This window comes from Bittarella massiliensis (ex Durand et al. 2017) (assembly GCF_001486165.1).
In the GTDB taxonomy this organism is placed as follows: Bacteria; Bacillota; Clostridia; order Oscillospirales; family Ruminococcaceae; genus Bittarella; species Bittarella massiliensis.
Genome location: NZ_LN908977.1, coordinates 192997 through 215594, shown reverse-complemented (window position 1 = coordinate 215594; position 22598 = coordinate 192997). Strand labels below are relative to the sequence as shown.

At 57.1% G+C, this 22598-nt stretch carries 29 protein-coding genes; 5 read left to right on the top strand and 24 right to left on the bottom strand.

The annotated features are described in order from the left end of the window. Positions 1-51 precede the first annotated feature (51 nt). From trxB to BN3266_RS08030, 3 genes are all read right to left on the bottom strand, one after another. Positions 52-978, bottom strand: coding sequence for a thioredoxin-disulfide reductase (trxB, locus tag BN3266_RS08040; RefSeq protein WP_059004758.1), 927 nt, complete (start codon positions 976-978; stop codon positions 52-54). A gap of 87 nt (positions 979-1065) precedes the next feature. After that, positions 1066-1392, bottom strand: a complete 327-nt coding sequence (locus BN3266_RS08035) for a thioredoxin family protein (protein ID WP_059004757.1) — start codon at positions 1390-1392, stop codon at positions 1066-1068. A gap of 298 nt (positions 1393-1690) precedes the next feature. Further along, on the bottom strand, positions 1691-2320 hold the full coding sequence (locus BN3266_RS08030; protein WP_059004756.1) for a Crp/Fnr family transcriptional regulator: 630 nt from the start codon (positions 2318-2320) through the stop codon (positions 1691-1693). 110 nt (positions 2321-2430) lie between these two features. Between BN3266_RS08030 and BN3266_RS08025 the strand changes: the two genes are divergently transcribed. The 4 genes from BN3266_RS08025 (at position 2431) to BN3266_RS13890 (ending at position 4838) form a co-directional block, all read left to right on the top strand. After that, positions 2431-3384 (top strand): nucleoside hydrolase, encoded by a 954-nt coding sequence (locus tag BN3266_RS08025; protein ID WP_059004755.1) that lies wholly within the window; start codon positions 2431-2433, stop codon positions 3382-3384. Between the two features lie 313 nt (positions 3385-3697). After that, on the top strand, positions 3698-3922 hold the full coding sequence (locus BN3266_RS14065; protein WP_021661414.1) for a helix-turn-helix domain-containing protein: 225 nt from the start codon (positions 3698-3700) through the stop codon (positions 3920-3922). After that, a complete protein-coding gene (locus tag BN3266_RS08015) occupies positions 3923-4159 on the top strand; it encodes a DUF6514 family protein (protein WP_021661415.1) in 237 nt (78 codons plus the stop codon). Positions 4160-4361: 202 nt separating this feature from the next. Beyond that, positions 4362-4838, top strand: coding sequence for a hypothetical protein (locus BN3266_RS13890; protein ID WP_154669032.1), 477 nt, complete (start codon positions 4362-4364; stop codon positions 4836-4838). 252 nt (positions 4839-5090) lie between these two features. On the opposite strand, the gene BN3266_RS13255 is transcribed toward BN3266_RS13890, so the two are convergent. Next, positions 5091-5678: a collagen-like protein gene (locus tag BN3266_RS13255; RefSeq protein ID WP_075109716.1), complete on the bottom strand. Its 588-nt coding sequence runs from the start codon at positions 5676-5678 to the stop codon at positions 5091-5093. Between the two features lie 561 nt (positions 5679-6239). Here BN3266_RS13255 and BN3266_RS13885 point away from each other — a divergent pair. Then, positions 6240-7331 carry a hypothetical protein gene (locus BN3266_RS13885; protein WP_154669031.1) on the top strand — a complete coding sequence of 364 codons (1092 nt, stop codon included), beginning with the start codon at positions 6240-6242 and terminating at the stop codon, positions 7329-7331. A 794-nt stretch (positions 7332-8125) separates the two neighbouring features. Here the strand turns inward: BN3266_RS13885 and BN3266_RS13590 are convergent. The 20 genes from BN3266_RS13590 to BN3266_RS07910 all read right to left on the bottom strand — a co-directional run bounded on the left by BN3266_RS13590 (position 8126) and on the right by BN3266_RS07910 (position 22589). Next, positions 8126-8683, bottom strand: coding sequence for a helix-turn-helix domain-containing protein (locus BN3266_RS13590; protein ID WP_082671735.1), 558 nt, complete (start codon positions 8681-8683; stop codon positions 8126-8128). Beyond that, on the bottom strand, positions 8683-8946 hold the full coding sequence (locus BN3266_RS07995; protein WP_059004751.1) for a hypothetical protein: 264 nt from the start codon (positions 8944-8946) through the stop codon (positions 8683-8685). The genes BN3266_RS13590 and BN3266_RS07995 overlap by 1 nt, the downstream gene beginning before the upstream one ends. 13 nt (positions 8947-8959) lie before the next feature. Beyond that, complete coding sequence (locus tag BN3266_RS07990; RefSeq protein ID WP_059004750.1) at positions 8960-9490, bottom strand: hypothetical protein; 531 nt, start codon at positions 9488-9490, stop codon at positions 8960-8962. A gap of 306 nt (positions 9491-9796) precedes the next feature. Then, positions 9797-10381 carry a M23 family metallopeptidase gene (locus BN3266_RS07985; protein ID WP_059004749.1) on the bottom strand — a complete coding sequence of 195 codons (585 nt, stop codon included), beginning with the start codon at positions 10379-10381 and terminating at the stop codon, positions 9797-9799. Beyond that, a complete protein-coding gene (locus BN3266_RS07980) occupies positions 10381-10677 on the bottom strand; it encodes a phage holin family protein (protein ID WP_059004748.1) in 297 nt (98 codons plus the stop codon). The genes BN3266_RS07985 and BN3266_RS07980 overlap by 1 nt, the downstream gene beginning before the upstream one ends. Positions 10678-10735: 58 nt before the next feature. Then, complete coding sequence (locus BN3266_RS07975) at positions 10736-11023, bottom strand: hypothetical protein (RefSeq protein WP_059004747.1); 288 nt, start codon at positions 11021-11023, stop codon at positions 10736-10738. 13 nt (positions 11024-11036) lie between these two features. Then, positions 11037-11321, bottom strand: coding sequence for a hypothetical protein (locus BN3266_RS07970; protein ID WP_059004746.1), 285 nt, complete (start codon positions 11319-11321; stop codon positions 11037-11039). Between the two features lie 14 nt (positions 11322-11335). Then, positions 11336-12421, bottom strand: a complete 1086-nt coding sequence (locus BN3266_RS07965; RefSeq protein ID WP_059004745.1) for a BppU family phage baseplate upper protein — start codon at positions 12419-12421, stop codon at positions 11336-11338. A 12-nt stretch (positions 12422-12433) separates the two neighbouring features. Continuing rightward, the gene (locus BN3266_RS07960) at positions 12434-14341 is read right to left on the bottom strand and encodes a phage tail spike protein (RefSeq protein ID WP_059004744.1); all 1908 of its coding nucleotides are present in this window, start codon (positions 14339-14341) and stop codon (positions 12434-12436) included. Continuing rightward, the gene (locus BN3266_RS07955; RefSeq protein WP_059004743.1) at positions 14338-15048 is read right to left on the bottom strand and encodes a hypothetical protein; all 711 of its coding nucleotides are present in this window, start codon (positions 15046-15048) and stop codon (positions 14338-14340) included. Before BN3266_RS07955 ends, BN3266_RS07960 begins: the two co-directional genes overlap by 4 nt. Then, a complete protein-coding gene (locus tag BN3266_RS07950; RefSeq protein WP_059004742.1) occupies positions 15045-17780 on the bottom strand; it encodes a phage tail protein in 2736 nt (911 codons plus the stop codon). The genes BN3266_RS07955 and BN3266_RS07950 overlap by 4 nt, the downstream gene beginning before the upstream one ends. Positions 17781-17942: 162 nt before the next feature. After that, positions 17943-18716: an SHOCT domain-containing protein gene (locus tag BN3266_RS07945; protein WP_154669030.1), complete on the bottom strand. Its 774-nt coding sequence runs from the start codon at positions 18714-18716 to the stop codon at positions 17943-17945. Positions 18717-18742: 26 nt separating this feature from the next. Then, positions 18743-18910 (bottom strand): hypothetical protein, encoded by a 168-nt coding sequence (locus tag BN3266_RS13880; protein ID WP_154669029.1) that lies wholly within the window; start codon positions 18908-18910, stop codon positions 18743-18745. 5 nt (positions 18911-18915) lie between these two features. Beyond that, on the bottom strand, positions 18916-19305 hold the full coding sequence (locus BN3266_RS07940) for a hypothetical protein (RefSeq protein WP_059004740.1): 390 nt from the start codon (positions 19303-19305) through the stop codon (positions 18916-18918). 9 nt (positions 19306-19314) lie between these two features. Further along, on the bottom strand, positions 19315-19914 hold the full coding sequence (locus BN3266_RS07935; RefSeq protein WP_075109715.1) for a major tail protein: 600 nt from the start codon (positions 19912-19914) through the stop codon (positions 19315-19317). Positions 19915-19925: 11 nt separating this feature from the next. After that, positions 19926-20423 (bottom strand): hypothetical protein, encoded by a 498-nt coding sequence (locus BN3266_RS07930; RefSeq protein ID WP_059004738.1) that lies wholly within the window; start codon positions 20421-20423, stop codon positions 19926-19928. After that, positions 20423-20743, bottom strand: a complete 321-nt coding sequence (locus BN3266_RS07925) for a hypothetical protein (RefSeq protein ID WP_059004737.1) — start codon at positions 20741-20743, stop codon at positions 20423-20425. Before BN3266_RS07925 ends, BN3266_RS07930 begins: the two co-directional genes overlap by 1 nt. Next, positions 20730-21089 (bottom strand): hypothetical protein, encoded by a 360-nt coding sequence (locus tag BN3266_RS07920; RefSeq protein WP_154669028.1) that lies wholly within the window; start codon positions 21087-21089, stop codon positions 20730-20732. The genes BN3266_RS07925 and BN3266_RS07920 overlap by 14 nt, the downstream gene beginning before the upstream one ends. After that, positions 21061-21369 (bottom strand): hypothetical protein, encoded by a 309-nt coding sequence (locus tag BN3266_RS07915; protein ID WP_059004735.1) that lies wholly within the window; start codon positions 21367-21369, stop codon positions 21061-21063. Before BN3266_RS07915 ends, BN3266_RS07920 begins: the two co-directional genes overlap by 29 nt. Next, positions 21369-22589 (bottom strand): phage major capsid protein, encoded by a 1221-nt coding sequence (locus tag BN3266_RS07910; RefSeq protein ID WP_059004734.1) that lies wholly within the window; start codon positions 22587-22589, stop codon positions 21369-21371. Before BN3266_RS07910 ends, BN3266_RS07915 begins: the two co-directional genes overlap by 1 nt. Positions 22590-22598 lie beyond the last annotated feature (9 nt).

Sequence of the window (22598 nt, the reverse complement as noted above, 5' to 3'; positions counted from 1 at the left end):
CAACTGCTCCCGCCCCCCTTTTTCTTCTTTGTCCCGACGGCGGCGCTGTTTTCAGCCGCCGAGCTGGGCCAGATACTCCTCCACAAATTTGGAGGCCACCGCCCCGTCCGCCGCCGCGGTCACGATCTGCCGCAGGGGCTTTTGGCGCACATCCCCCACCGCAAAGACCCCCGGCAGGCTGGTGCGGGTGGTCTCGTCGGCCACCAGGTAACCCTGCTCGTCCATCTCCAGCTGGCCGCGGAAAAGGGCGGTGTCGGGCACCCGGCCGATGGCGACAAAGACCCCATCACAGGCCACCTCGCGGGTGGCGCCGCCGCCCACCTCCTGCAGCCGGACCCCGCTCACCCGCTGGCCGTGAAGGACCTCCGCGACCGTTTGGTTCCAGAGGAATTCCACCGGGCTGCCCTCCAGCGCCTTTTGATAGACAGCCGACGCCCGCAGCGCATCCCTCCGGTGCACCAGGTATACCTTTTTGCAGATTTTCGAGAGGTAGAGGGCGTCCTCCGCGGCGCTGTTCCCCCCGCCGGCGACCACCACCGTCTTGTCCCCGTAAAGCATCCCGTCACAGGTGGCGCAGTAGGAGATCCCCCGCCCCCGCAGACCGCGCTCTTCGGGCAGTCCCAGCTCCCGGGGAGAGGCCCCGGTGGCCAGGACCACGGTGTGGGCCTGCACCGGGCCGTCGCTGGTCTCGATTGTTTTGGGGACCGCCCGCAGGTCCACCGACTCCACCTCGGCGAAGGCCGTCTGCGCCCCAAAGCGCTCGGCCCCCCGCTTCATCCGCTCCCCCAGCGCAAAGCCGTCGATCCCCTCGTCAAATCCGGGGTAGTTGTCCACCTGGCCGGTGGTGGCCATCTGCCCGCCGGGGGCCATCTTCTCGATCACCAGCACCGAAAGGCCGCTCCGGGCAGAGTAGAGGGCGGCCGCATAGCCGCCCGGCCCGCCGCCGATCACCGCCACGTCGTATATTTTTTCCGCCATCGCACACACATCCTTTCCGCCCCGACACATCCTCTCGGTACAGCCGGGCAGGTCGTCACAGGGCTCTTGGTCGATTTCTCATCCTTTTTAAAGGGCCCCGTTCTCCCGAAGCCAGTCCTCGATTTCCGCCGCCGAGCCGGGGTTGACCAGGGGCTCGCTTGCGCGGCCGCCGGCAAAGAGCCGCAGGGTGGGAATGGTGTCCACCCCGTAGTGCTCGGCCAACTGCGGCGATTCGTCGATGTCCACTATCTTTACCTCCAACCGGTCGCCATACTTTTCCGCCAGCCGCGCAACGGCCGGGGCCAACCGGCGGCAGTAGCCGCACCAGGGGGCGGAAAAGTCCACCAGCACCGGCTTCTCACTGCGCAGCACTCCCTCTTCAAACTGTTCTCTACCAACTGCTAAAACTGCCATCGCAAACGCGACCTCCCTTTCTTTCGGCTGGAAAAATCAGCACCGCCGGCTGCGAGGGCCCGTCCCCCTTGGGACGGCAATCTCCCTTTTGCCACAGCTCGGTCGGATCGTCCATTTCCAGCAACTGTTCTTTTTGTTGTTACAGATTGTACTGTAATATTACCAGTTACAGTATGATCTGTCAACCCCTCTTCTAAAACTTCTTTTCCATTCTTCGCCAAAAGGCCGGGCCCCGCCGTGCATCGCGCACAGTGGGACCCGGTCTTTTGGCTTCCCTCACCCTTGCCCAACGATCCCTCTACTGGGGCAAAAAAGCATTCAGCGCCCCCTCGTCGAGCACCCGAAAGCGCCGCTTCTCCCAGCAAAAGATCCCCTCTTTAGCGCAGGCGGCCACAGCCCGGTTGACGCAGCGCAGCGGGGCCCCCGCCTCCATCGACAACAGCTCTTTGGTCAGTTGGGGCAGCTTTCCGGCCCGGTGCCAGACCGCCACGGTCCGCAGCACCCGCTCCCGCACCGTATAGTGGCCAAACTTGTCAAAGAGGACGGTGTTCTCGGTCAGCTTGCGCACCAACTGGGCCACCACGTACTGGGTAAAGTCAAAGTCGGCCCGCATCCACTCCAAAAAGGCGCTGCGGGAGAGGCGGTACAGCCGGCAGGGGCTGACCGCCGCCACATTGATGACGTTCTCCCGCCCGCAAAACACCTCAAACTCGCCGAAGAGGCTGGGGGCGCAGTAGTGAAACACCGGCGACACCTGCCCCCGGACCCCCTGCAAGTACCCCTCGGCGTCCCCCTCCAGGAGGATGTAGACGGCGCTGTTCTCCATCCCCTCCCAGAGGATGGGGGCCCGCCGCCCAAACGACACCTCTTCCAACTGGCGCCTGACCGCTGCCGGCGCCGCCTCCAAAAAATCGATCAGCCCTTTCATGGGGCACCTCCAAACAAAAAATTGCATTTTGGTCAGGTGACCTGGATTTTGCCATTGGCTTCATTCTATACTGGAGAAAACCAACCGTCAACCGAGAGAGGAGAAGAGAGATGCGACATTTTATCATCGACACCGACACCGGAGGAGACGACGCCCTTGCCCTGATGATGATGCTCATGGACAGCGGGGTCCAGGTGGAGGCAGTCACCACCGTATTCGGCAACGTGGACCTGGAACAGGCCACCCAAAACGCCCTGGCAACACTGGAATTGGTGGGGGGTGAGCTGCCGCCGGTCTACAAGGGCGCCTCCCGCCCCCTGCTGCGCGAGCCCCTCACCACCGTGCACGCCCACGGCAGTGACGGCATGGGCGACTGCGGCCTGGTGCACCCCCACATCGCCCCCCGGGAAGGGCACGCGGTGGATGTGATCTGCCAGTTGGCCAAGCGCTTTCCCGGCGAACTGGAGATCCTGATGATCGGGCCCGCCACCAACGTCGCCCTCGCCCTGATGAAGGAGCCGGAGACCATGCAGGGGATCAAACACATCTACTCCATGGGGACCGGCGGGTACAGCCTGGGGATGGAGACCGCCGTAGCCGAGTTCAACGTGCTGGTGGATGCCGAGGCCTACGACGCGGTACTGCGAAGCGGGATCCCCCTCACCATCGCCGGATTTGACCTCTGCCTGGGCGGGACCGCCTTCAGCGCCCAGGACATCGACCTCCTCAACCAGTCGGGCTCCGCCCTGGCCTCGTTTGTGGTGCAGAGCAACCGGGTGCTGTTGGAGATGGCCACCGCCCGCCTGGGCTACCCCACCGTGCCCCTGCCCGACGCCCTCGCCGCAGCCGCCGCCCTCTGGCCAGACACGGTGGTGGAGGCAGAGGACCGCTTTTGCTACACCTGCTACCGGGAGGAGGCCACCTATGGCCAGGTCATCCCCTTCCTCCCCAACACGATTGCCACCGCCGGCGGCTACCAAAATCAGCCGGCCAACGCCCGCCTCATCAAGCGGATGGACGCCGCCCTCTTCAAAGAGCGGGTCCTAAAGATGCTGCTGCCATAAGCCACCCCGCCCGCCTTGCCTGCGCAAGGCGGGTCTTCTTTTTCCCCTCTCACATCCCTCCCCACAGGACCCGCTCTCACTCCCCAAAGGCGCTAGCCCTCGGGGTCCTCCCATCCCGAATCCGCTGCATTCCGGCTGCGCAGATCCTGGCACCGCCATCATCCCTGCCGCCCTCCCGGCTGCTTCCCGTCAACCTTTTTCGCCTGAAAGGGCCCCTTTTCGGAAAGAATTTACAAAAAATAGCAAATTGCGCACGACTGTTCATTGTGCTGCTTCGCAAATTGGACTATTATTCCAGCATGGAGGTGGCAAAGTGGACAGATTCAAGCGCGTAGCGGTGCAATTTGGACTGCGACTCAGACTGGCCAGGGAGGCGCGCGGCCTGACCCAGGAAAAGATGGCGGAGCTCTGCGGCATCAGTCCCCGCCACTATCACAATCTCGAAAACGGGCACACCAACCCCAGTCTGGCGACCGCTTTGCGGATCTCCTCTCAACTGGGTTTCAGCCTGGACAGCCTGCGAGAGGAGGTGATGTAGTTGCAACTCGAATACGCGGTGTTTCAGGAACTCCGCCGGATCGCCGACAGCGGCACCTTTCTCACCTATGGCATCCGCGTCTGGCGCAGAGAGGGGGGCGGCAAACTCCTTCTCCGCCAGGTGTCCGACGTCTCGGTCTCCCGCCCCTTTGTCGAGCAGATCGCCGCTCTGTGCAACCGGTACGAGCTGGCGCCGGAGCACCTGATGGACGTGATCGAAGATGCGTTTGGAAAATAGGGACCACCGCGGCAAAAGGCCTCCTTTGGGGGGCTTTTTTCACGCCTGTTTCCAAAAAAAGGCGCAAAGCCGCCCCACGACCCTATCCGAAGGCAGCCCTCTTCACCAAATTTCTTCCCCTTTCGACAAACTTTTCGCGACAATCTCTCCCCTCCCCGCTAGGATGGAGAAAACCCCATCCAATCAACTGGGAGATGTTGTCGTGAAAAAGCTGTTTGTCCTCTTGCTGGCGGCCGCCCTCTGTCTGGGCGGCTGCTCCGCGGCCAAAGGCGGGGAAGGCGGGTCCTCTGCCCCCTCCGCTCCGGCCACCTCGTCCGGCGCGTCCTCCTCCAGCCGTGTTTCCTCCTCCGCTTCCAGCAGCCAGGTGTCTTCCAGCTCCCAAACCTCCTCGGCTGCCGCATCCAAAAAGAGCGCCTCTCCAGCGCCCTCCAAGCCGACCTCCTCCGCCGCGGCGACCTCTCAGCCGCCGAGCAGAACCCCTGCCCCTGCCGCCCCGCCCAGCAGTTCCTCCGCCCCCGCGACAGAGCCCCAGCAAAGCGTCACCGTCTATGTGACCAAGACAGGGGAGAAATACCACCGCGCCGGCTGCCAGTACCTAAAAAAGAGCTGTATCCCCATCTCGCTGGATGACGCCAAGCGCAGTTACAGCCCCTGCTCCAAGTGCAACCCGCCGCGGTAAATCTTCAAGAGGAAAGACCACTGTGGATTTTCTGCACAGATTCTCCTGAAACAAACCCCCAAAATATGCAGTTGTTTCGGGGGTGTTTCAAATTGGCACCACCAAAAGCGCTGTTTCCCACATAGACGCAACGGTGAAAACAAAGCAGAGCCCGAACGCCAACTGCATTCGGGCTCTGCTTTGTCCGACGGACAAAAAAGGAAACACTGCGGACTAAAAATGGTGCTACATAAAGGATGCACCATATATAGGCTAAATCGATAGATTGTCCAGCCTTTGATTTGCTCGGGAAGCATCATCCGCCGCCCATTTCGCCTTATCTTCTGCTGTTTTCAGTCTTTGGTAAAAAACAGAAAACGAAAGGTATTGGCCGCTGGCGTCGGGAGGAGTAGTATCGCTCGGTTTTTCTACGACAATATAAGCCAAACCGTTATAAACAATACACTCGCCCATCTGATAGTTCGCCGCATTTGCAGCACTAAAAACCTGAAATCCATCGCCTTTTTCTCCTCGAGAGCCGGCGGCGCCCTGTTCGCCTCTTTCACCCTGAGGGCCAGTATTACCTTGCTCGCCTTTTTCACCCTGAGGACCGATATCGCCCTGTTCACCCTTTTCTCCCTGGGGACCGATATCGCCCTGTTCGCCCTTTTCTCCCTGAGGACCGGTGTCGCCCTGTTCACCCTTTTCTCCCTGAGGACCGGTATCGCCTTTTTCTCCCTGCCGCGCCATGGCCGGCGTCGCATCGCTTTTGTTCACGGACTGTGTCACCAAAGTGCCAACGCTTCCCCCGACAATGCTCAGCACCAGACAAACCGCACACAGGATCACATTTTTCTTCATCTCTGGCTCCTCATTTTCATTTTGTTTGTGTTGCTCCGCATACAGAGAAAAGCATGATCCTAAATTTATTGAAACACACTTTTCAATGCATTTTGTCGGGGCAACACTTCTCATTCAAATAGGGGGTCCAAGCCCCATAAAATAAAAAGCAACCCGCAGTTCAAAACAACTGCGGGTTGCTTTGGGAAGCGTTGACAAAATAGATACCCAGCTAAAAATAAGAATTCCAGGTTCAGCACAAGTTTGTTTTTACAAACACTTAGATTTTCGACGTTTCTTGCCCTATATTCAGCTTTTCACCACCCCACCAATTATATTATTAAAAGGCGGTGTGGCCCGGAGAAATAGCACAAAGTTTTTAGATATCGGGCAAATCGATATGGCTTGCCCATTCTTAATTGCTGCAATGACATCACCATCGCAATAACCAGCATATTTAATGAGAAGGCTATTGTATGTATTGGGTTCGACTTCTTTCAGAAGAGCCAAGTTCCCCCATATAGTATTTGGATTGTTAATTGCTTGAAACTATGATATATTGTTTTTGAAAAGGTGAAAAAGATGTTTGATGATATGGTTAATCTCTTTAATTTGGGTGCTTTTTCAGACGAGGAAAAAGAATTGCTCAGAACCGATTTCACATATAAGAAGCAAATGAGCCAACTTTTAAAAGAAGCACGTCAAGCTGCAAAGAGAGATACTTGCTATTTTTGTGGAAAGAGCGTTACGAGCTTTTGTAATTCGCATTCTGTTCCGAGATTTTGTCTTGAAAATATAGCCACAAATGGCGATGTACTTACATTAAATACCGTTGTGGATAATCCTTTAATTGATACTGAAAACGGAGTGAATAAAGCAGGAACATTTCATTTAATTTGCAATGATTGTGACAGTAAGATCTTTTCGGATTATGAGAATCCCGATAATTATTCAACTCAACCTACTCCGAAGATGATTGCCCAAATGGCATTAAAAAACAGTTTGAAATCCATTAGCAAACGGCTTTTTGAAATAGAACTTTTTAATATTTCTGCCAAAAAAACAGATGCCGCACGGATGTTTAGCGATGCAAAAAACACTGCAAATGAAATGGATTTAAAGGAATATGAGGACAGCTATAAAAAAGCAAAGAAAGCATTAAAAAAAGACAGTTCAACAGACTACTATGTGTGCTATCATGAAAAACCAAATTATGTGGTTCCAATTGCTTTTCAATGTTCGTTAGCATTGGCAGTTGATTTTAACAGTAATATTATTAACAACATTTATAATCCATCCCCTGAGTACAGAATACAAAACATTCATATAAGCATATTACCTTTAAAATCGGAAACTGTAATCGTGATGTTTATTGAGGATGGAGATAAGCGTTATAGGCAGTTTTACAAACAATTTAATAAACTTACATTAGAGGACAAACTTGCCGCATTGACATTGATTATGTTTATGTATTCGGAGGATATGTACTTTTCAAAATCTATTGAGAATGAGGTCCGTGAAAGCAAGGTTCTTTGCGAAGCGGGAAAGACTGGACAAGACATTGTTTCATTTACCCCATTCTTTGATCCTTTGGAAATACTTAGAGAATCACATTCTTTAGATAAAAGGCACGAGATTCCGAATTTACTTTCAGAAAAATATAAATTGGCATAACAAAACCCGCCACCTTAGAACTTAATCTAAGATGGCGGGTTTCTGTTTGGTATCAGAGCGAACATTTCACGACAAAACCGCCTACAAAAAAGTAGGTGTTCGTCCAAGCCCTGTTTGGTGCCGGTGGCCGGACTCGAACCAGTCTATATGTCCAATGTAAATTCCAAGTATTATGATAAATGGCACAAATATGCGAATTATTTGTTTCACGTAGCGCAAACGATGGAATCAAAACACCACCTTTGGAGCCAAAGCGGGTTATAAAGTGGGTTACAAATTCGGACGTTTTCCTGCCTCTACCGCCTCCAAAATTTCTGCCATATAGGGCAGGTTCAAGACCCTGCCCGGGGAAGGTTCACCCGGCTGTCTAGCTAATCCCCCCAATCAATCAACGTCCAACCGCGCCACGTGTAACAAGGATGTCTTCTTTTCCCCTGCATCGAGTATTTGATTTTTGACAACCCGTCCCATGCCTGCCGCGCAGTTCCCGGCAATATGTCTTCGTGCTCTCTGCACCAGTGTAACAGGTTGTGGCAGTGATAAGTCTCGCCGTCCGGGGATTTGATGACCCGCTTTTTAGCGTTTATATGCTGTTCACCGCGCTGGAGCCGTGGGTCCTGCATCCCAATCGTTTTTGCCTTTTGGATGCTAGCCCGTGCAATCTCTCGACCCGCCAGCTCCCTGCGGTGGGTCTTTGAGCACACCGGGCCGCAACATACTGACCCGCTGCTCGGGGGAGCGAAAAACTCCCGCCCACAGACAACACAGACCTTTTTGTTTTTCTCTCGCATTGGTCAGACCACTAAGTCATCTATTGTGCAGCCCAGCACTTCGGCCAGCTTTTTCAGGTTTTCGATGGTGACGTTCCCACCGTTTTCCCACGCGGATACCGCGCTCTGCCCCGTCCCCATCTTGTCCGCAAGCTCTTTCTGGGTCATGCCCGCCGCCTTCCGGCAGGCGCTGATCCCCTTTTTCTTCGGCGCCTCGGCCTTCTCGGCCTCCTCGCTCTCCTTCCCCAGCCGGGCCTTTTTCCCGCCCCGCCCGTGGTAGTAGGCGGTCAGCCACACTCCTTGCAGGTCTAAGGAGATGACGTTGTTGTCAAGCTCCTCCACCTCCACATATTGCAGCAGCTCGGCCATCTGGTTGTCTATCCATTTGCGCTTGATTTTGTCTCTAAATTTGTGCTGCCCAAAAATCAGGTCGGAGTACAGTTGCGTGTACCCCATCATGGGGCGGAGGCAAGCATTCTTCCGTTTCCCGGTATGGACGTCCGGCCGGTACCCCTCTTTTTCCGCTTGCCCTTCAAGCAGGCCATAGGCATATCCCAGGGCGTAGACTGCATCCCTGTCCATTATGCCACCTCCAATTTTTCACAGCCAGAATTGACATTGTACACCGCCGGGCCGCCGCGATGCACGAGGAGGCAGCCTTCTCCCTGCGGGTCGCAGATGATCGGCTCGCCGCTCTCGGCGGCTTCTACGGTGTACCCCTCCGGCAGGGTGATATCCAGTTCATCCACCCACATGGCGGATATGTGCTGCGGGTCGTAGAGAAGATAGGCAGGGTCAAGCCCCTGTCTGATGGCGTCGGCCTCTCTCACTCGGTACAATTTCATTTTTATTTCCTCCTTATCGTTTGACGCTCACGGCGATTTCCAGGCATTCTTCCAAGGTCTTAAATCCGGCGATGGCATCTGCGAGACGTTTCCCACGCTCTGTTTTCATGTATTTTTTGAGCAGATGCTGTTTGTGTTCAAAATTTCGCTGCATGGTTTCTCTGTCCATCGAGAGCCACCACTTGGCTATTTCTTCCGGCATCCCGCAGGCCACCATGATATTGATGGCCTCTTCTTCGGTGATAGGCTCTTCTTCCTCTGCCTCCGACAGTTCCGCTACCGGCTCCTCGCGGGGCACATACACGACGATGGTTTTCTCTGCAGCGTCATAGCTGCCGGTTTTTGTTTTGCAGTCAGCATACTGCGTCTTATAGTCGCGGTAGCTCATTCTGACTTCTTCGCAGTCACTAACCTGGGAGAGTTTCCAGCACTCTTTGCACTCGGTCTCTTCGTACCATTTCAGCTTGCGCTCGCGATCGGCGGTGCTGCCATAGATTTGTACCTCTTCCTCGTGGCCGCAAGCTCTTTTGACGATGTACTTCATAGTGCTCTCTCCTTTCTTTTGTACCTATATATTATCATATATATCAGATGTTGTCAACTATAATATCTGATAAAATAGATAATTATTTTTAGGCGCAGAAAAGTCCCCCAGCAACCAAACGGCTACCGGGGGACTTTCCTAATTCTCCAATAAGAGACCTAGTAATGCGCTATAAACTATTTCAATCCACGGGGCGGCATAGCTGCCCTCGACTTTGTATATATTATAGGCCCGCGTTTCTGTTTTGTCAAACAAAAAAACGCCCCGGCCTGCTGAAAAGCAAGTCGGGGCGCTCTCTATGTACTCTTAGATTTTGGGCAACTTGGCATCTCTAGGGTCGACCCAGTCGCTGCCATACCCGGCGACGATGGTCTGATTGTCCGGGGCGCTGGCCTTGGTGTGCGTCCAGCGCATGGGGTCCACCGTGGTGTCCTTGGCTCCCCGCAGGCCCTTCTTGAGCAGATTGGAGTTGCCCGCCAGGGTGGGGGTGTAATTGGGGTACTTGGTGTCGGTGTCCATCTCAACGTGGAGGTGGGCTCCTGTGGTGTACTTGCCGGTGTTCCCCACGGTGCCGATGCGGGTATCCTTGGTGACCCGCTGGCCCTTCTTCACCCGCACGTCCGCCATGTGGTAGTAGCGCCCCACTAGGGGGCGGTGCCCGCCGTCAAAGTGGTTGACGCAGTCATCATAGACGATCCCCACCACGTAACCGCAGACATCGTCCCAGCCGGCAAAGGCCACCACGCCGTTACCCTGGGCGTAGACGATGGGGCCGCCGGTCATGTCCTGCCCGTAGTGGACGCCGCCGAAATCCCGCTTGTAGGCGCTCCCCCACTTATAGGACGCGGTGAGTCGGGCGTTGTTGATGGGCTGGATGAGTTTCTGTGCCATTATTTTTCCTCCTTTTTGGTCTGCTTGATGATCTGGTTGACGTACACGCTCCCGCCCGCGAGGAGCAGACCCTGCACCACAGCCACAAATACCGCCATCAGGACGTTTTGGGCGGTGGACAGGTCAGAGGTCGCGCAGACGTAGATAGCGCAGACAGCGACCGAAAACGCCCCCAGCACGACTGGGATATACTTGTCCTTGAGCAGTTCGGTGCGCTTGAGGGCCGCCCCAATGATGTAGCACACCACCGCCACCGGGATGAGCTCGGGCTTGATGTAGTTGATAATCTGTTCCATTTTGTTCCTTCCTTCCCACCCCGCGTGGGGGCAAAACAAAAGCGCCCTGGGTGGGCGCTTATCTGACAATGAGCGAGAGGGCAGCGCCGGCAAGGCCGGCGGCAATGGCCCCAATGAGGGCCGCCACCAGCTTGTCCCACATGGACGCGGGCTTGCGTTCCAATTCGGCAAGGCGCTTGCTGGTGTCAGCCTGCTCCTCCCTCATGCCCTGCATCTGGGTGGCGAGCTCCCGCACCGACAGGGCCAACTGCTGGATGGCCTCCTGGTTCTGTTCCAGCTTATCAATTCTTCGGGTGTTGGATTTGGTCCGCTGTTCCAGGGCAGCGAGGGTCTCCACAATTTCCACTACTTACCTCTTCCTAACAGTCCTCGGCGTCCGCCCACTCGGGCAGGGCCTTAATTTTGGCGTACATGGTCTTGCGCAGGTTGCCGTTGACCTGGGTCTCGGTCAGCTCGGCAGTAATATTCGTAGCCGAGACCGGGGCCCCTGCGTTGGCCACCCGGGTGTCCTCGGTGAGGTAGCTGTACAGGGTGGCGGTCACTGTGGCCCCATTGTCGGGGTGGTAGTGCGCTAGCGCCCCGTCGATGCGGTGGTAACTGGCGGTCGTGCCGTTGTCGTATGTAATCTGCTTAGCTAATGCCATTGCTGTTGCCCTCCTTATTTCCAGCGGCCAATGCATATATAGGACGTTGTCAACTGTGTACCGTTTTCGTAGGTTTTGCCGTTTATGGCATCAGCTACCCGCGCCCGGAATCCGCTTGTCGTAATGCCTACAATTGCCCCAATTGCTCCCGCTGTGACAGTCCAGTGAAACGATATTACCGGGGTATAATCAGCCGCCGCAAATGCCTGCGGCAGTCCCACTGTGATCTCGGATGTCTGCACGGCGTAGACCCCAACACCCCGGCAGATCATCGTCCCGTCCGGCCACTTAGTCCACGACCCATTGGCGTTGCTGCCGCTCTGGATCGCATCCGCCGCCATAGCCCCCACCTGCTCCGCCGTCACTTGGTGGGGGTTGCTAGTACTCTGCATGTGGGCGATTATGCCTGTGCTCTCGATCCCTTCCGCAGCTTCATTGGCCCTAGTGGCGGCAGTCTGCGCGCTTTGCGCCGCCCCCTCCGCTTGGGTCTTGGCGGTGTTGGCCCCGTTTGCGGCTGTGTTGGCGGTCTCTGCGGCTGTGGCCGCGGTTCCCGCCGCGTCAAGAGCAGCCTGCTTCGCCGCGTCTGCGCTTGCCGCAGCATCATTCGCAGCTTGTGCGGCGGTGTTGGCCCCTTCGGTGGCCGCAGTAGCCTTGGAGATGGCCTCCGCCGTTTCCTCTTTCCACTGGTCTTTATCAGCCAGGGCGGCGACGAAAGACTGGTATTCCGGCGACTTTTCAAGGTCTTGCCCAATGGCTGCCGCAGGCGAGACCAGCACCGTAAAACGCCCTGTGCCCACCACCGCACCCCCTTTGGACAGGAGCACGTCACAGCGGGCGTCACCGGGCGACGCCAAGAGAGAGGGGATGAGCGGCACAATGACCGCGTTCCCCGTAATCTCCGCGTCGTGGATGTCACTCACTCCGGCAGCGCTCTTGTAGGTCGCCCGGGCGGTGGTCCCCTCCTCGATGGTGTAAGGCACCCCGTCCTTTTGCAGGGCGCACTCTACCACCCGGCTGTCTAGGTCTCCCTGGTGCGCCACGATCGGCGCAAAAACCTCTTCACCGGAGAGGTTCAGCGTGATTTTATTTGTAATTTGCAAGGATTCACCTCCCTATATTTCTCTGCCATTGACAGTGACTTTAGGCCCATAAATGTTTACACCCGTTTCGTCAATCTCAATTCCTGACGCCCTTCCGCCACCGACTGGTGACGAGCTAATCAAAATTCGATTTCTGCGTAGTTCAAAGGAGGCCGGAGAATCATCTATGCGCATGTGGATAGCGCAAGAATGTTCTTCTGTGGGGTCTCCAAGAGCCCATCCGTACGACGAATATAGGTGCGCACTGTATTTTTCTGTCTCGCCTCCAAAATCAATCCCAAATGACCTAGGAGCGGAGAGAAAGGCATGTTCTGCTGCCACCGAGTATCCCCCCATTTTAATGAGTGGGACCCCTTCTGCATTGTTGAGACGAATCCCGTAGAGTTGGGATCCATCAGACCCGTTGAACCCCCCAACATCGACTTGGTAGCCGCCTGCGCCTATGAGCTTTTTCACCGCCGCGTCCCCGCTATCCAGGTCAAAATAGATAGTGCCATCCTTGGACTGGATGCGCCCGGCGATGATTTGAGAGCCGATGATGGTGTAAGCGGTAATAAACTTGCCGACAATGTGGCCGTCCATGGTGATGGCGGTGTCATAGGGGCCGTTGATGCCATTTGAGGAGTACCCGAAGCCCCCCATGTTCCACCTCCACACCTTCCGCGCGGTCTCCATTTCCTCGGTGTCCATGATGAGGATTTCCTGCGGCTTTCCGGCGTCGTCCCGCTTGATGACCACGTGGCCTCCGTCGGTGCCGGTCAGGATGTCGGTGGCACGGTTGACCTCGGCCTCGATCAGGCTGTCCACGCCGCTGACGGTCTTTTCAATCTCGTGGACGCTGTTCTGCATCCCGCCGATGGTGTCGGCAAGGTCGCTTTTGGCGTCCCCCAGCTCGATGCTGGTGTATTTCTCCGCCAACGGGTCGTAGATGGTCTTGATGACCTTGGCGGTGGCGTCTACCCCCAGGGCCGGGAAGCGCACGGTCAGGGTGTCCCCCAGCCCCACCTTTTGCAGGGGGCGAAGGGCCTCGTTGCCCTCGGTCTGCCAGAGCGGCTCAAACGCCACCTTGATGTTGACCGACGGCACCCCGACATTGGCAGACTTGATATATGCCTGGGTCTTCTGTCGCAGGGCGGCCACCGTGATTTCTTCGCCCTCCGAAAAGTCGCTGGTGAAATCCCGGACGCCCACCCGCAGGCGGGGGAACTTATCCGCCGTGGGTGCCTCTATGTACCGCTCCGGCAGGATGGTGTAGACCTCTGCCCCGTCCACGGTCTGCTTGGCATATGGCAGGATGGCAGTCACCATCTCCCCGATGTTTTTCTCCTGCACTAAGTCGGTGATGTTTTTGCCATACTCCAGCACCACTTCGGTCTGCTGCCCCCGGTGGGCATGGAGCTTGACCTCGAAATTGTCCCACTCGTATTCCCCACCCCAAACGTCCAGGATGGAGCCCTCTTTCCCGCCCAAGCAGGCCCGGACGCTGCAAGGCTCCTTGATCTCGGTGGAGTTGCTGGAAGTAATGTCCGACCAGGCGGTGAAGCGGTGAGGGATGACCGCCGACCCCAGCAGGGTGTTTAGGGCGGTCGCCGCGTTGCCGGAGACCTTGAAATTGATGACTGGCACCTCCTTGAGCTCATAGCTGATGTGCTCAAGGGAGAGGGTCACCACCTGGTTGATGGGGGCCGAAATCTTGTAGACCCGGAACAGCTGGGGGTCACTGGTGTCGTTTGGCAGTAGCTTGACAACGCTGCCGTTTTCGATGTCGGCGTAGTGCCTGCCGGTGGTTGGGTATTGGAGAGAGGCCTCGAGCACGCCGTTGCGCTCCTCCGTCACCTCGCAGGATAGGCAGTCCGGCAGCAGCCCCAGGCCGTCGCTCTCGAACGCAGTCTCCTCCGGCGCATATAGGGTAGGGATCATAATGTACACCACCTCGGTATCATCTCAATTTTTGTCGCCCCGGTGGCCTTGACCAGGTTCCATCCGGGGGCCAGCTCGGGGTAGCCGTCGCCGGTCTTCTTGCCGTTTTGGGGCAGCAGGTCTTTGTGGGTCTCCATGATGTCGCTGTCCACCTCGATGTAGCCGGAAACCCCCGAAAACTGCCACACCGCCTTCCCTACCACCAGCTGTATGTCCCCGTTACCGTACAGCCGGAAATAGGGCTTGCTGGGCCAGTCCTCGGGGTTGTAGACGGTGCTCTCCAGAGGCAGCTCTCGCAGCACCCGGCCATCCTGCCGCAGCCGAAAAGGTTGGCAGGAAAAAGAGAGGTCGAGCTTGCCGAACCGGCGGCCTACGGCCTCAATGTCCAGTGCGCCGCTGTACCGGGCCATGCGGTAATATTGCCGGTCGTAGGTGTCGGCCAGTTCTCGGTATCCGGTCACACCCAGCAGCCAGGATTTGATGCGCCGGGCGTAGGCGGGAACCTCTCCGCGAGCGCATTTGAAAAACGCCCCATAAGTCACCGTCTGGCTGCCGAACCGGTTTTTGTCGATGAGCAGTTCCCCGGACCGTCCGGGGATGCTCTTGACCTCTACCTCTCGGGCGGGGGCGGACAGGGTGTCCACCTTGTTGAGCTGGAGGCCATAGTCCAGAGACCGGTGGTTGTCAAAAATAAAGTAATTGGTCACCTGAACACCCCCTGCTGTCTGGTCACCTTGTCTTGGATTTGCGCGGCCACCATGTCGGAGAGGGTCGCAATGTCATCCTGGGAGTAATTGTTAAAATGGTCAATTCGCAGCACCACCGAGACCGGCGTAGCAGAAACGGCGGATCCCGCGTTCCCAGCGGCCGCCCCAGACACATTTAACAAGGACGGTCCTGCGAGGGTGGTCGGTATTGCATTCTGCATCTGGCTGGCTACGGTCCGCATGGAATCCGCAAAGCCAATCCCCAAGCCCTCTCCCATGTACTCACCGATACCGGCGAACACTTTTGAGGGCGAGTGGATGCCCAAGACGCCCTTCACCCCATCGACAATGCCGCCGATGAAGTCAGAGATTTTGTCCTTGATCCACCCGATCATGCTTTTGATTCCTTCCCAGAGGCCAGTGACGATATTTTTGCCGATTTCAACGATTTTGCCGGGCAGGCTCTTGATGGTGTCCACCACGTTGGTCACCATGTCGGTGGCGGCCTGCTTGGCCTTATTCCGTAGGTTGATGCCCCACTGGATGACCTTCTGGACGGTCTCCACCAGCCAGTCCCAGATTTTCCCGGGCAGGGTGGAGAACCAGTCAACCACCGCTGTGATGGCCTCCTCCACCTTGGTCTTCATGGTGGTGTAGAGGTCGACCCCCCACTGGGCAACTTTCAGCGCCGCGGATTTCAGCCACTCCCAGATGCGACCCGGAAGCTGGGCGAACCAGTCAACCACAGCCTGGATGATTTTCGGCAGCTCTACCGTGACCCAGTTCCAGAGGTCAAGCCCGAACTGGACGACATGCCCAATCAAGGCCCCGATCATCTCGCCGATTCGGCGGGGGAGCTCGTTGAACCACTCCGCTACCGAGGCGACCCACGCGGGGATGGTCTCAATGAAAAATGCCACAATGGCATTCCAGCCGTTGACGAAAAAGTCCTTGACCGACTGGACGAAGTTGTTGATGAAATTTCGGAAGCCCTCGCAGTTGTCGTAGATCAGCTTGAAGGCCCCGGCAATGGGGTTGACCAGCAGAAGCAGCAGCCCCTGCCAGTTTTTCTTGATCCAGTTAATGAAGCCATTGAAAGCGTCCGGGATGGTCTTTGTGAAGAAGTTGACGATGCCGTCCCAAGCAGCGGAGAAGGCCCCGGAGATGGTGTCCCAGAGGCCGATCCAGAAGTTGCGGAAGTCCTCGCTGGTGTTCCACAAGGTAATGAAAGCAGTGACCAGGGCGGCGACTGCTGACACAATCAAAAAGATGGGGTTAGTATTCATAGCGGCACCGAGAGCCTTCATAATCCCTGTCCCGGCCTGCAAAGTCGTGAACAGCACTTTGAATGCCCCTACCACTTTTGTAATTAACGAAGCAATCCCAAATGCGGCCAGCCCTGCGGCAATACCAGAAATAATGGAGATAATCAATGGGCCGTTATCAACGATGGCCTGCACCACCGACTTGATGGTCTCGGTCAACTTTTCCTTGTCCACCGTCGCAAACCACTCGTTAAATGCAGTGGTAATCTGGGTGATAACCGGGTATAGCGCCTGACCAATGGCCCCCTTTGCGTTCTCGATTTGCAGGGCCAGGATGCGTTGCTGGTTGGCGAGGCTGTCCGAAGTGTCGGCGAAGTCCCCCTGTGCGTCAGCGGTCACGCTCATCAAGTAGTTGTAGCGGAGGGTGACCTGCTCGGCCTGGCTCATGCTGTTGTATGCCTTGGTGATTCCCTGGGACAGGGCATAGGCCTGGAGGTTGGCGACCGACATATTGATGCCGAGCTGCTTCAACGGTTCAGTTTCGCCGGAGATGCCGGAGCGAATTTTCTCGAAAGCCGTTTCCACATCAAGGTTATAAAAAGAGGCCATGTCACCGGCCAGCCCGACCATCGCCGTGGACATATCCACCACGGCGTCCTGAGAGAGCCCCATGCTTTTGAGCATGGCTCCCAGGGTGCCATTGTACTGCTTGGCAGCCAACTCAGAGATGCCGTAGGAGGTGGCGGCGTTTTTCGCCCATTTATTCACCACCTCGGCGCTCTCTCCGAAGGTAGTGTCTACCACGTTCTGGCTCTCGATCAGGTCAGAGGCCAGTTCTACACCCTCTTTGGTGGCGTTCGCCAGCGCCGACCCCACATTTTTGATTTGCTGGGCCAGGAAACCAATCCCTTTAGAGATGGCCGACCCCAGCACGTTCGCCTTGAGCACGTCCCCGAATTTCAGCGACTTGTCCCCGGCGTCGTCCAGCCCATCCCCCAGGTCGTCAGCACCGACGGCGGCTCTCTCCAGCTCCTCCTTATTGGAGCGGAGCTGCCGGTCCATCTTGTTCAGGCTCTCTGTGGCGCGCGCCACCTCTACCTCGCACTTATTGACTTCCCGGGCCTGCCGGGTGTACGCCGCCTCGGCTTTGGCGACCTCCTGGGCGTTGTCACCCCCACTCTTTTTGGCCTTGTCGAGGGCCACTCCCAGCTCGGTCAGCCTCTTTTTCTGGGTTTCCAAGTTGTCGTTCAGCAGTTTGAGTTTATCGCGCCACCCGTCGATGCTCTTTTCAAGCAGCGCGTTTTGCTGGGTCAATTTTTCCTCAGACTTATCAGCACGGTCAAACTGAGCCATGGCCGCCTTCATTTGCGCGTTGGTCAACTTGATGGCGTCGCACACCCGGTTCATTGCATCCCGAAATGCCTTCTCTCCATCAACGCCAATGCGCGGGCCGATGTCTACCGACAATAACTCACCTCCTCAAAATTAGGCATAAAAAAGAGACCATCCGTAGATGATCTCTTTTTCTGGTTTTGCACCCCGTGGAGCGCGACGTGGCAGTGCCAACAGGCCCAACCTTACTGCAATCAGCACCAATCTTTCCTAAAAAATAAGCACAGCTTTTGCCGATTATCGCAAGGCTTTCCGCTTGGCTTCTGCAAACTCTTCGGGAGTCAGCACACCTGTATCCAAAAGGGCTTTCAGCTTCAATATTTCGTCGGCCGCAGAGGTACTCTGAGGTACTGCTTCGTGCTTTCCAACACAGCCTGCCAATAAGTTGAGAATCGCGGTCGCGCTCTCTTTAGCCAAGTTGTAAGAAAACGACCCACGCTTTACAGGGGCGGTCAGCAAAGGTATTTCAATAAGCGGGTGCCCTCGATAAGATGTTCTAATCCGGATAGTCAGACTATTGACCATATCTTTTGTTTTATGCCCCGCGAGGCCCCCAACCAGTGCTCCCGCTCCTCCAAAAAGCAGTCCTCCGACAGCTGCGCCGCCCAACCCGCTTTTTGCCACAATCGCGCCGTCTTCATCAGCATCAAAGCCCAATATTTCGTCAAAGAGAAACACCCGCGGGTTGTGCTTGTCATTGTGGGTATCGCCTTTCGCAATTAGCCAGCCTTTGCCCTCATCGACCCACAAATAACCAAGAGCTTTTTGAGTGGGCGTAAATTTCAAAACCCGGGATTGATTCTGCTCGCTATCCCGAACTGCCCGCCGCAGGTCGGAAGAGGTTTGCTCCTTAAAGGGCTTGTTGAGGTTCAAAAAGCCACGCATTTTCTTGTAGCATTCCGCGCAGATATATCCGTCGGCGATTTTTTTGCTTCCCTTGGACCCACAAACACAGCAGTTTTCTACTTTGCCAAACAGCCCCATAAAATCAACCCTTCCGACTTTTTCCACATTGTACCATCGCCGGGCACAAGCGGTCAAGGCACGTCAGGGATGATTTCTTCGTCGTCCAGCGGCATTTTGAGCCGTGCCACACCCTGCTCCACCCGGTGGCAGGCTAGCAGGTCGGCAAACTCTCCGGCGGGGATCAGCGGGTACTCGTTGCGGGGGATGCCCATACGCATGGCATAGTATTGGTACCACACCGGGTTTACCGGCCCAGTGTGGCCTCCCCGTTTTTTGGCTCGTCCTCGACTTCCAGAGTGGTTGTGGCTCCCAGGTTCATGGCCGCAGTCAGGGCCTGAGAAAGGGTGCCCGCATCCTCTACACCAAAGAGGACAGCCAGGTCCTCGGCGCTGTATGCCTTCCCGTCGCCATTCTCGGTCAGCTTGGCATATTTTGCCCCGTATTTCAGCAGGACGGACAGGAGCCAGAGGAGGTCCCCCAGCGCCTCGTGCATGGGCTTTTTGTCGATTCCCGAAAAAGCGGTCTGCATCTCCTCCAAGCCACCGTACCGCTGGCCGATTTCCTCAACTGCGCCGAGGGAGAAGTTCATCGGGCATTTCTTCCCGGCGATGTCAATGTAGCTGATCCTATTCATCTATCCTGTTTACCCTCCGATTTCCGGCGTGGTGATTCCCAGCACCTGCTTGATGTATGCCTCGGCCTTGGCCTCGGTCTCCAGGGTGGCCTCCCGCTTCCAGGCGTGTTTCTCGGTGTCGTCCCGCATGATGGTGCCCTCGATCTGGGGGGTCTGCCACTCGATACTTTCGCCCTGGGTGCTGGCGCTGTCCTCGGGCACCGCAAACTGCACCTTGGGGAAAACGATGGCCCGGTAGCAGTAGGCGCCGCCCCGCTTCTTCTTGATGATGAGCCCGACCCCCAGATAGGGGGCCTCCGCGTCGTCATTATAGACCAGCTCGGAGACCTTCTCGCTGCCCACGGTGATTTCCTCAGGAGTAAGCCCCAGCAGCAGGGCGCTGACTTCCTGGGTCAGGTCGTCGGTGGTGATAGTCAAGGTGCCGTTGGAAAAAGACCGGTCGCTCTCCGCCACGCCGTTGTCGGCGTAAAGGTTGTTGGCGTCGCCGGTCTCGATGGACGCCGAGACCTCCACCGCCTTGCCCATGACCTGCCCTTTGGTGTAGGTCACCACTCCACCGTTTTCCTGGTACAGGGCGGCATAGGGTTTGCTCAATCCAATAGTTGCCAATATCGTTCCTCCTACTTCATTTTTTGTTTGATTTTCTCGTCGGTAGTTTCTTCCATCTTTTTCTTCACCGCAGCACTGGCGCGCCTAATGGCTACCCGGACGGTCGGCCTACTTTTCAGCCAGCTGGTGCCACCTTCCAGGCCGCGCATAACAAGGGCATTTGGTTGCCCTTTCGGAAAGTTCTTGGTTTTGACGCTGTTGTACCCGTCAAATCCAAGCTTCACATTGAGAAATCCCCCATCATCTTGCATGGGGCTGATGCCGAACCCGTCTATCAAGCCCTGTTTTGCCGGTAGGGTGAGACCCTCTACCGGCTTCTCCGGGGTGCCGAACGCATTCCCGGACCGTACCGGGATTTTTTTCAGCTCCTCGGAGACAGCCTCGGCGGCGATGGCCGCCCCTTCGTAGATGACCTCTCCGATAATCTCCCGGCTGCTTTCAGCCAACGCCGCCAGGCGGCGCTCATAGGCCTCAAAGTCTCGTAGGACGTTATTCTTGATCTTCGCCATCAAGCATACTCCCACAGCCATTCCCAGTGATGGTACCGGCGGCCCACGTCCTCGTGTTGGACGGAGCCGAATGCCACGGCAAGCCCGGAGGCTTCCAGGGCTGCCGGTATTTGCGCCACAGCGGGGTCATAAGCATCGACGGTGAAAAGATGCACCGCACCCGCCATACCGCTGTCAGCAGTCAAATTATCGGCCTTCACGCCGATGGTTCCGTCTTCCTGCCACACGGCATACCGGGCGGGCGAGTTGGCCGGCCAGTCGTGGTACACCTCCGGCAGCACGGACAGCAGGGCCGCCTTGATCGCGTCAGCGTAGTTCATAGGGTCTCGCCACCCTTTCCAGGGTCAGGTCCATCTCGTGAGGGCCGGTGCCGTCCACGGTCTGGACCTTGCGGATGTTGTGCTGGCTGTCGTCCATCAGGACGGCGATCTGGGCGGTGGTCACCCCGGCGCAGAGGGGGCAGCGCAGGACGTGGGAGATATTGATGTTCTCCTGCATCGCCAGCTCCTGCCGGGTCAACCCGACCATCCGCTCCTTGTACCGCAGCACGGCCGCCGGGGTGACGGCCAGTTCCTCCACCGGCACCTCGCCGGGGGGCGAGGTGGTGCGGAGGTCGAAAATCTGCACAAACCCGTCTCTATACGACGGGGCCTTGCTCTTGATCAACCTGTTTTAACTCCTCTCTGATTTGTAGTCGCAAAAGCTCTAGCTGGTAATTGCCCCAGAACTCGTCCAGGGCGTTTGACCGGGCGTACCGAACATACTCCATCAGCAGTTCCCGCGGCTTGTCCTCGGCCATATAGTCGAGGCTCGTCGCCGTGATGTCGTCCAAGTAAGCCATCCCCCGGGAGATGATCCCGGCGAGTTTCTCGTCCCCCGCAGGGTCATCCCAGGTGATGTCCTGGTTGTTCTTGACCCCCGGCAGCAGTTCTTCGACCGGGCTCATTATTTAGACGCCGGGGTGGCCTCGGCCTTGGTGGTCACAGTGCCCTTGACCTGCTTCACATTGACCTCCTGGATGGCAGGCTCCAACTTGGAGATGTCACAGAGGACGAAGGCGTTGTTGTCAAGGGGTTCCCCGTGGCCGTAGAGCTTGGTCGCGTAGACGCGCTCGTCCTCCAGGAAATGGTACTCGTCGCTGTACTCCAGCTTCCCACTCTTGGCGGTGCCCAGGCCAGCGAAATACCGCTTCGGCAGCCCGACAATGGCTTTCCCTTCGGTGATGTGCACCGACTGGATGATGGTGGTGGGGAAGGGCAGGACGTTGCTCACGTAGGTGCCGTCGGCGGCGCGGATGGTGGTGGCGGGCATGACCTTGGTCAGGTAGTCCACCGGGTTGACCACCATGATGACCGAAGCGACCGCCCGGCGCTTGCCGTTGGGGGCCTGGGTCAGGGTAGCCAGCAGTTTGCCGTAGGCCACCGGGTCGAGGGCGGTGAGCTCAACGGCGGTCTTCTCGGGGTATTTCCCGCCGGTCACGGTGACCCCCTCCCCCACCTGGCGGGTCATGCCGATGGGAGCGTCCTTGCCGTCACCGGAGATGATCCCCGCCTCGAGACCGTTATACAGGGCCTCAGTCAGGATGGCGCGGACGTAGCGGTCGAGCCAGGCAGGGCCCAGGTCGAGCATGGCCTTGGCGACCGGAATGAAGGCCGACAGCTTGTGCATCCCGAGGGTGATTTTCTTAAAACCGCTGGTTAGCTCTTTGGTGATCTCGGCGGTCAGCGGAGACCAGGTAGCCAGCTCGGTGCTGTTGGTGTTCACCAAAATCTCAATGAGGCTTTCGGTGTTCTGGAAGTCAATGGCCTCCAGCAAGGGGTGCTGTTGGGTCAGGTCATCAAAAATCGCGTCGATGGTGGTTTTGGGCATCACCACGTCGAGCTCCGAGAGGGCGGCCTTGGGGTTGGAGGAGCGCATGGCCTCGATCATCTTGTTGTAGTAGGTGCTCTCCTCGCTGGTGAGCTGGCGCACACCCCGAGCCTGCAAAATGGCCGCGTCGTTCTGGTCGCGCATCTCGCGGGCCTCCGCCAGCAGGCGGTCCTCTACGCTCTTGCCGAAATCGCAGAGTGCAGCGACAAACGCCTCGTTGTTGTCCTCTTTGGCAGCCGCCAGCATACGGGTCGCGAACTCGCTGCGGGCGTTGTCGATCCTATCAAAATTAGTCAATTGATTGCC

Excerpts from the sequence above, each read along its gene's own strand:
- trxB (WP_059004758.1), bottom strand. The coding sequence starts at position 978 with ATGGCGGAAAAAATATACGACGTGGCGGTGATCGGCGGCGGGCCGGGC.
- BN3266_RS08035 (WP_059004757.1), bottom strand. The coding sequence starts at position 1,392 with ATGGCAGTTTTAGCAGTTGGTAGAGAACAGTTTGAAGAGGGAGTGCTG.
- BN3266_RS08030 (WP_059004756.1), bottom strand. The coding sequence starts at position 2,320 with ATGAAAGGGCTGATCGATTTTTTGGAGGCGGCGCCGGCAGCGGTCAGG.
- BN3266_RS08025 (WP_059004755.1), top strand. The coding sequence starts at position 2,431 with ATGCGACATTTTATCATCGACACCGACACCGGAGGAGACGACGCCCTT.
- BN3266_RS13255 (WP_075109716.1), bottom strand. The coding sequence starts at position 5,678 with ATGAAGAAAAATGTGATCCTGTGTGCGGTTTGTCTGGTGCTGAGCATT.
- BN3266_RS13885 (WP_154669031.1), top strand. The coding sequence starts at position 6,240 with ATGTTTGATGATATGGTTAATCTCTTTAATTTGGGTGCTTTTTCAGAC.
- BN3266_RS13590 (WP_082671735.1), bottom strand. The coding sequence starts at position 8,683 with ATGGACAGGGATGCAGTCTACGCCCTGGGATATGCCTATGGCCTGCTT.
- BN3266_RS07995 (WP_059004751.1), bottom strand. The coding sequence starts at position 8,946 with ATGAAATTGTACCGAGTGAGAGAGGCCGACGCCATCAGACAGGGGCTT.
- BN3266_RS07990 (WP_059004750.1), bottom strand. The coding sequence starts at position 9,490 with ATGAAGTACATCGTCAAAAGAGCTTGCGGCCACGAGGAAGAGGTACAA.
- BN3266_RS07985 (WP_059004749.1), bottom strand. The coding sequence starts at position 10,381 with ATGGCACAGAAACTCATCCAGCCCATCAACAACGCCCGACTCACCGCG.
- BN3266_RS07980 (WP_059004748.1), bottom strand. The coding sequence starts at position 10,677 with ATGGAACAGATTATCAACTACATCAAGCCCGAGCTCATCCCGGTGGCG.
- BN3266_RS07970 (WP_059004746.1), bottom strand. The coding sequence starts at position 11,321 with ATGGCATTAGCTAAGCAGATTACATACGACAACGGCACGACCGCCAGT.
- BN3266_RS07960 (WP_059004744.1), bottom strand. The coding sequence starts at position 14,341 with ATGATCCCTACCCTATATGCGCCGGAGGAGACTGCGTTCGAGAGCGAC.
- BN3266_RS07940 (WP_059004740.1), bottom strand. The coding sequence starts at position 19,305 with ATGAATAGGATCAGCTACATTGACATCGCCGGGAAGAAATGCCCGATG.
- BN3266_RS07930 (WP_059004738.1), bottom strand. The coding sequence starts at position 20,423 with ATGGCGAAGATCAAGAATAACGTCCTACGAGACTTTGAGGCCTATGAG.
- BN3266_RS07925 (WP_059004737.1), bottom strand. The coding sequence starts at position 20,743 with ATGAACTACGCTGACGCGATCAAGGCGGCCCTGCTGTCCGTGCTGCCG.
- BN3266_RS07915 (WP_059004735.1), bottom strand. The coding sequence starts at position 21,369 with ATGAGCCCGGTCGAAGAACTGCTGCCGGGGGTCAAGAACAACCAGGAC.